Here is a 5,517-nt window from a genome sequence, read left to right on the forward strand (position 1 = left end):
AAGTGTCCGGCGGTGTCCTACTCTCCCACCCCCGCTAGAGGGCAGTACCATCGGCGCTGGTGGGCTTAGCTTCCGGGTTCGGAATGGGTCCGGGCGTTTCCCCGCCGCTATGACCGCCGGCACATCTATGGAGTTGTCACCGGCCCTGCCCGCACTCGGCACCCCGGGGTGGGGTGGGTGCTGGGTGGGTGGTGCCCGTTCGTTGGTTGGGAACCGTATAGTGGACGCGTTTGTCTTCGCAGCTCCCACCAGTCCCCTTGGAAGGGGGTGTGGTGGGGTGTGTGTGTGGTCAAGTCCTCGGCCTATTAGTACCGGTCAGCTTCACCCATTTCTGGGCTTCCACGTCCGGCCTATCAACCCAGTCGTCTAGCTGGGGGCCTTACCACGTCGACCGTGTGGGAGACCTCATCTTGAAGCAGGCTTCCCGCTTAGATGCTTTCAGCGGTTATCCCTTCCGAACGTAGCCAACCAGCGGTGCTCCTGGCGGAACAACTGGCACACCAGAGGTTCGTCCGTCCCGGTCCTCTCGTACTAGGGACAGCCCTTCTCAAGTCTCCTGCGCCCGCAGCGGATAGGGACCGAACTGTCTCACGACGTTCTAAACCCAGCTCGCGTACCGCTTTAATGGGCGAACAGCCCAACCCTTGGGACCTGCTACGGCCCCAGGATGCGACGAGCCGACATCGAGGTGCCAAACCATGCCGTCGATATGGACTCTTGGGCAGGATCAGCCTGTTATCCCCGGGGTACCTTTTATCCGTTGAGCGACAGCGCTTCCACAAGCCACTGCCGGATCACTAGTCCCTGCTTTCGCACCTGCTCGACCTGTCGGTCTCACAGTCAAGCTCCCTTGTGCACTTGCACTCGACACCTGATTGCCAACCAGGCTGAGGGAACCTTTGGGCGCCTCCGTTACCTTTTGGGAGGCAACCGCCCCAGTTAAACTACCCACCAGGCACTGTCCCTGATCCGGATCACGGACCGAGGTTAGATATCCAGTACGACCAGAGTGGTATTTCAACGTTGACTCCACCGACACTGGCGTGCCGGCTTCACAGTCTCCCACCTATCCTACACAAGCCGAACCGAACACCAATACCAAGCTATAGTAAAGGTCCCGGGGTCTTTCCGTCCTGCTGCGGGTAACGAGCATCTTTACTCGTAGTGCAATTTCGCCGAGTCCGTGGTTGAGACAGTGGGAAAGTCGTTACGCCATTCGTGCAGGTCGGAACTTACCCGACAAGGAATTTCGCTACCTTAGGATGGTTATAGTTACCACCGCCGTTTACTGGCGCTTAAGTTCTGAGCTTCGCCGTGAGGCTAACTCGTCCCCTTAACGTTCCAGCACCGGGCAGGCGTCAGTCCGTATACATCGTCTTGCGACTTCGCACGGACCTGTGTTTTTAATAAACAGTCGCTTTCCCCTGGTCTCTGCGGCCTTCAACGCTCCCGGAGCAAGTCCGTTCACGTATCCGGCCCCCCTTCTCCCGAAGTTACGGGGGCATTTTGCCGAGTTCCTTAACCACGGTTCACTCGATCGCCTTGGTATTCTCTACCTGACCACCTGTGTCGGTTTGGGGTACGGGCGGCAATGGAACTCGCTAGAGGCTTTTCTCGACAGCATAGGATCACCCACTTCGCCGCAATCGGCTCGGCATCCAGCCTCGGGCGCTACTGTGGCGGATTTACCTACCACGGCCCTGCACTGTTACCCCGGGACAACCATCGCCCGGGTTGGGCTACCTTCCTGCGTCACCCCATCGCTTGCCTACTACCGGCTCGGGTCCCACGCTCCCCCACCAGGACTCCCGAAGGAGTCCAGACGGGTTCGGGTGGTTAGCATCACCGGGCTCGGCATGGTCGCGCCATCACCGGTACGGGAATATCAACCCGTTGTCCATCGACTACGCCTGTCGGCCTCGCCTTAGGTCCCGACTTACCCAGGGCGGATTAGCCTGGCCCTGGAACCCTTGGTCATTCGGCGGACGGGTTTCTCACCCGTCTTTCGCTACTCATGCCTGCATTCTCACTCGTGTGGCGTCCACGACTGGGTCACCCCGCCGCTTCAACCGCCACACGACGCTCCCCTACCCAACCACACACCTGAACCACGAAGGCTTAGTTGATTGTGTGATTGTCACAGCTTCGGCGGTGTGCTTGAGCCCCGCTACATTGTCGGCGCGGAATCACTTGACCAGTGAGCTATTACGCACTCTTTCAAGGGTGGCTGCTTCTAAGCCAACCTCCTGGTTGTCTTCGCAACTCCACATCCTTTTCCACTTAGCACACGCTTAGGGGCCTTAGCTGGTGATCTGGGCTGTTTCCCTCTCGACTACGAACCTTATCGCCCGCAGTCTCACTGCCGCGCTCTCACTTACCGGCATTCGGAGTTTGGCTGACGTCAGTAACCTTGTAGGGCCCATCAGCCATCCAGTGCTCTACCTCCGGCAAGAAACACGCGACGCTGCACCTAAATGCATTTCGGGGAGAACCAGCTATCACGGAGTTTGATTGGCCTTTCACCCCTACCCACAGGTCATCCGCCCACTTTTCAACGTAGGTCGGTTCGGGCCTCCACGAAGTCTTACCTCCGCTTCACCCTGCCCATGGGTAGATCACTCCGCTTCGGGTCTAGAGCATGCGACTGAAACGCCCTATTCGGACTCGCTTTCGCTACGGCTCCCCCACACGGGTTAACCTCGCCACATACCACTAACTCGCAGGCTCATTCTTCAAAAGGCACGCCATCACCAACCCCGAAGGGCAAACGGCTCTGACGGCTTGTAGGCACATGGTTTCAGGTACTATTTCACTCCCCTCCCGGGGTACTTTTCACCATTCCCTCACGGTACTTGTCCGCTATCGGTCACCAGGGAGTATTTAGGCTTAACGGGTGGTCCCGCCAGATTCACACGGGATTTCTCGGGCCCCGTGCTACTCGGGAATCACGCCACTGGAGTCACTGACTTACGTCTACGGGGGTAACACCCTCTACGCCGGACCTCTCAAGTCCTTCGACTTCACCAGTGATTGATCACTCCAGACCGGAGACGGCAGTCCCCGGTCAGCGCAACCCCACAACCCCGCACACGCAACGCCTGCCGGCTATCACACGCGCACGGTTTAGCCTCATCCGCTTTCGCTCGCCACTACTCACGGAATCACATGTTGTTTTCTCTTCCTGTGGGTACTGAGATGTTTCACTTCCCCACGTTCCCTCCGACCACCCTATGTGTTCAGGTGACGGTGACGGCACATGACTGCCGCCGGGTTTCCCCATTCGGACACCCCCGGGTCATAGCTCGGTTGCCAGCTCGCCAGGGATTATCGCAGGCTCCCACGTCCTTCATCGGCTCCTGGTGCCAAGGCATCCACCATGTGCCCTTACTAACTTGACCACAAAGATGAAGATGCTCGCGTCCACTATACAGTTCTCAAACAACGACCAGACACCGACCCGAAACCCTGATGCACGCCAACACCCGTGACGCCATCTCAAGCAGGCCGGCCCTGAAAGGAAACCCGGACACCACAACACCCCACCAAGCCAGAACAACCCCGAAAGGCCACTCGAACTCTATGGGGTGTGCGCGGCCCGATTCCTCAGGACCCAACAGTGTGCCATGACTCGCCCCACCACGCACCACCAGCCAAACGGCCGGCAACACCACGCGGGTATCGTTTTGTTGATGTTCCACCCATGAGCAACACCACCCACCGAACACTCGCCGGTGGCATGGTCAACCACCGTCGCCGGCCTTCAGGGCCACAACGGTGTGCTGAATGCTCCTTAGAAAGGAGGTGATCCAGCCGCACCTTCCGGTACGGCTACCTTGTTACGACTTCGTCCTAATCGCCAGTCCCACCTTCGACAGCTCCCTCCCACAAGGGGTTAGGCCACCGGCTTCGGGTGTTACCGACTTTCATGACGTGACGGGCGGTGTGTACAAGGCCCGGGAACGTATTCACCGCAGCGTTGCTGATCTGCGATTACTAGCGACTCCAACTTCACGGGGTCGAGTTGCAGACCCCGATCCGAACTGAGACCGGCTTTTTGGGATTCGCTCCACCTCACGGTATCGCAGCCCTTTGTACCGGCCATTGTAGCATGCGTGAAGCCCTGGACATAAGGGGCATGATGACTTGACGTCATCCCCACCTTCCTCCGAGTTGACCCCGGCAGTCTCCCATGAGTCCCCACCATTACGTGCTGGCAACATGGGACGAGGGTTGCGCTCGTTGCGGGACTTAACCCAACATCTCACGACACGAGCTGACGACAGCCATGCACCACCTGTACACAGCCCCGAAGGACCCGACATCTCTGCCGGATTTCCGTGTATGTCAAACCCAGGTAAGGTTCTTCGCGTTGCATCGAATTAATCCGCATGCTCCGCCGCTTGTGCGGGCCCCCGTCAATTCCTTTGAGTTTTAGCCTTGCGGCCGTACTCCCCAGGCGGGGCGCTTAATGCGTTAGCTACGGCACGGACCCCGTGGAAGGGAACCCACACCTAGCGCCCAACGTTTACGGCGTGGACTACCAGGGTATCTAATCCTGTTCGCTCCCCACGCTTTCGCTCCTCAGCGTCAGTACCGGCCCAGAGACCCGCCTTCGCCACCGGTGTTCCTCCTGATATCTGCGCATTCCACCGCTACACCAGGAATTCCAGTCTCCCCTGCCGGACTCTAGCCTGCCCGTATCCACTGCAGACCCGGGGTTAAGCCCCGGGCTTTCACAGCAGACGCAACAAACCGCCTACGAGCCCTTTACGCCCAATAATTCCGGACAACGCTCGCACCCTACGTATTACCGCGGCTGCTGGCACGTAGTTAGCCGGTGCTTCTTCTGCGCCTACCGTCACCCGAAGGCTTCGTCAGCGCTGAAAGAGGTTTACAACCCGAAGGCCGTCATCCCTCACGCGGCGTTGCTGCGTCAGGCTTTCGCCCATTGCGCAATATTCCCCACTGCTGCCTCCCGTAGGAGTCTGGGCCGTGTCTCAGTCCCAGTGTGGCCGGTCGCCCTCTCAGGCCGGCTACCCGTCATCGCCTTGGTAGGCCACTACCCCACCAACAAGCTGATAGGCCGCGAGTCCATCTCCAGCCGAAAAACTTTCCACACACGACCATGCGATCATGCGTCATATCCGGTATTAGACCCAGTTTCCCAGGCTTATCCCAGAGCTGAAGGCAGGTTACCCACGTGTTACTCACCCGTTCGCCGCTCGAGTACCCCGAAGGGCCTTTCCGCTCGACTTGCATGTGTTAAGCACGCCGCCAGCGTTCGTCCTGAGCCAGGATCAAACTCTCCATCAATGAATATGCGATCACCCACAAAAGGGGTGGATCAACCATCACCAGAAGAAACTCAACCCCAGCAACACAGCCACCCCCGGTAAGAGATGACTGCATCACCAAAGGAACCCCAAACCAACACCACAAAAGGTGCCAGCCCAAGGACACAAACAATTGGCATCAACAAAACATCATCAGGCACACTGTTGAGTTCTCAAAAATCGG

At 58.5% G+C, this 5,517-nt stretch carries 3 rRNA genes; all 3 read right to left on the reverse strand.

The features are described from left to right. Window positions 1–4: 4 nt before the first annotated feature. Window positions 5–121, reverse strand: a 5S ribosomal RNA gene (rrf, locus tag E1212_RS28800). A 164-nt stretch (window positions 122–285) separates the two neighbouring features. Further along, a 23S ribosomal RNA gene (locus tag E1212_RS28805) occupies window positions 286–3,398 on the reverse strand. Window positions 3,399–3,794: 396 nt separating this feature from the next. Continuing rightward, window positions 3,795–5,313, reverse strand: a 16S ribosomal RNA gene (locus E1212_RS28810). The 16S, 23S and 5S rRNA genes sit together here, the layout of an rRNA operon. Between the last annotated feature and the right edge of the window lie 204 nt (window positions 5,314–5,517).

The organism is Jiangella ureilytica (genome assembly GCF_004348545.1).
Taxonomy (GTDB): Bacteria; Actinomycetota; Actinomycetes; order Jiangellales; family Jiangellaceae; genus Jiangella; species Jiangella ureilytica.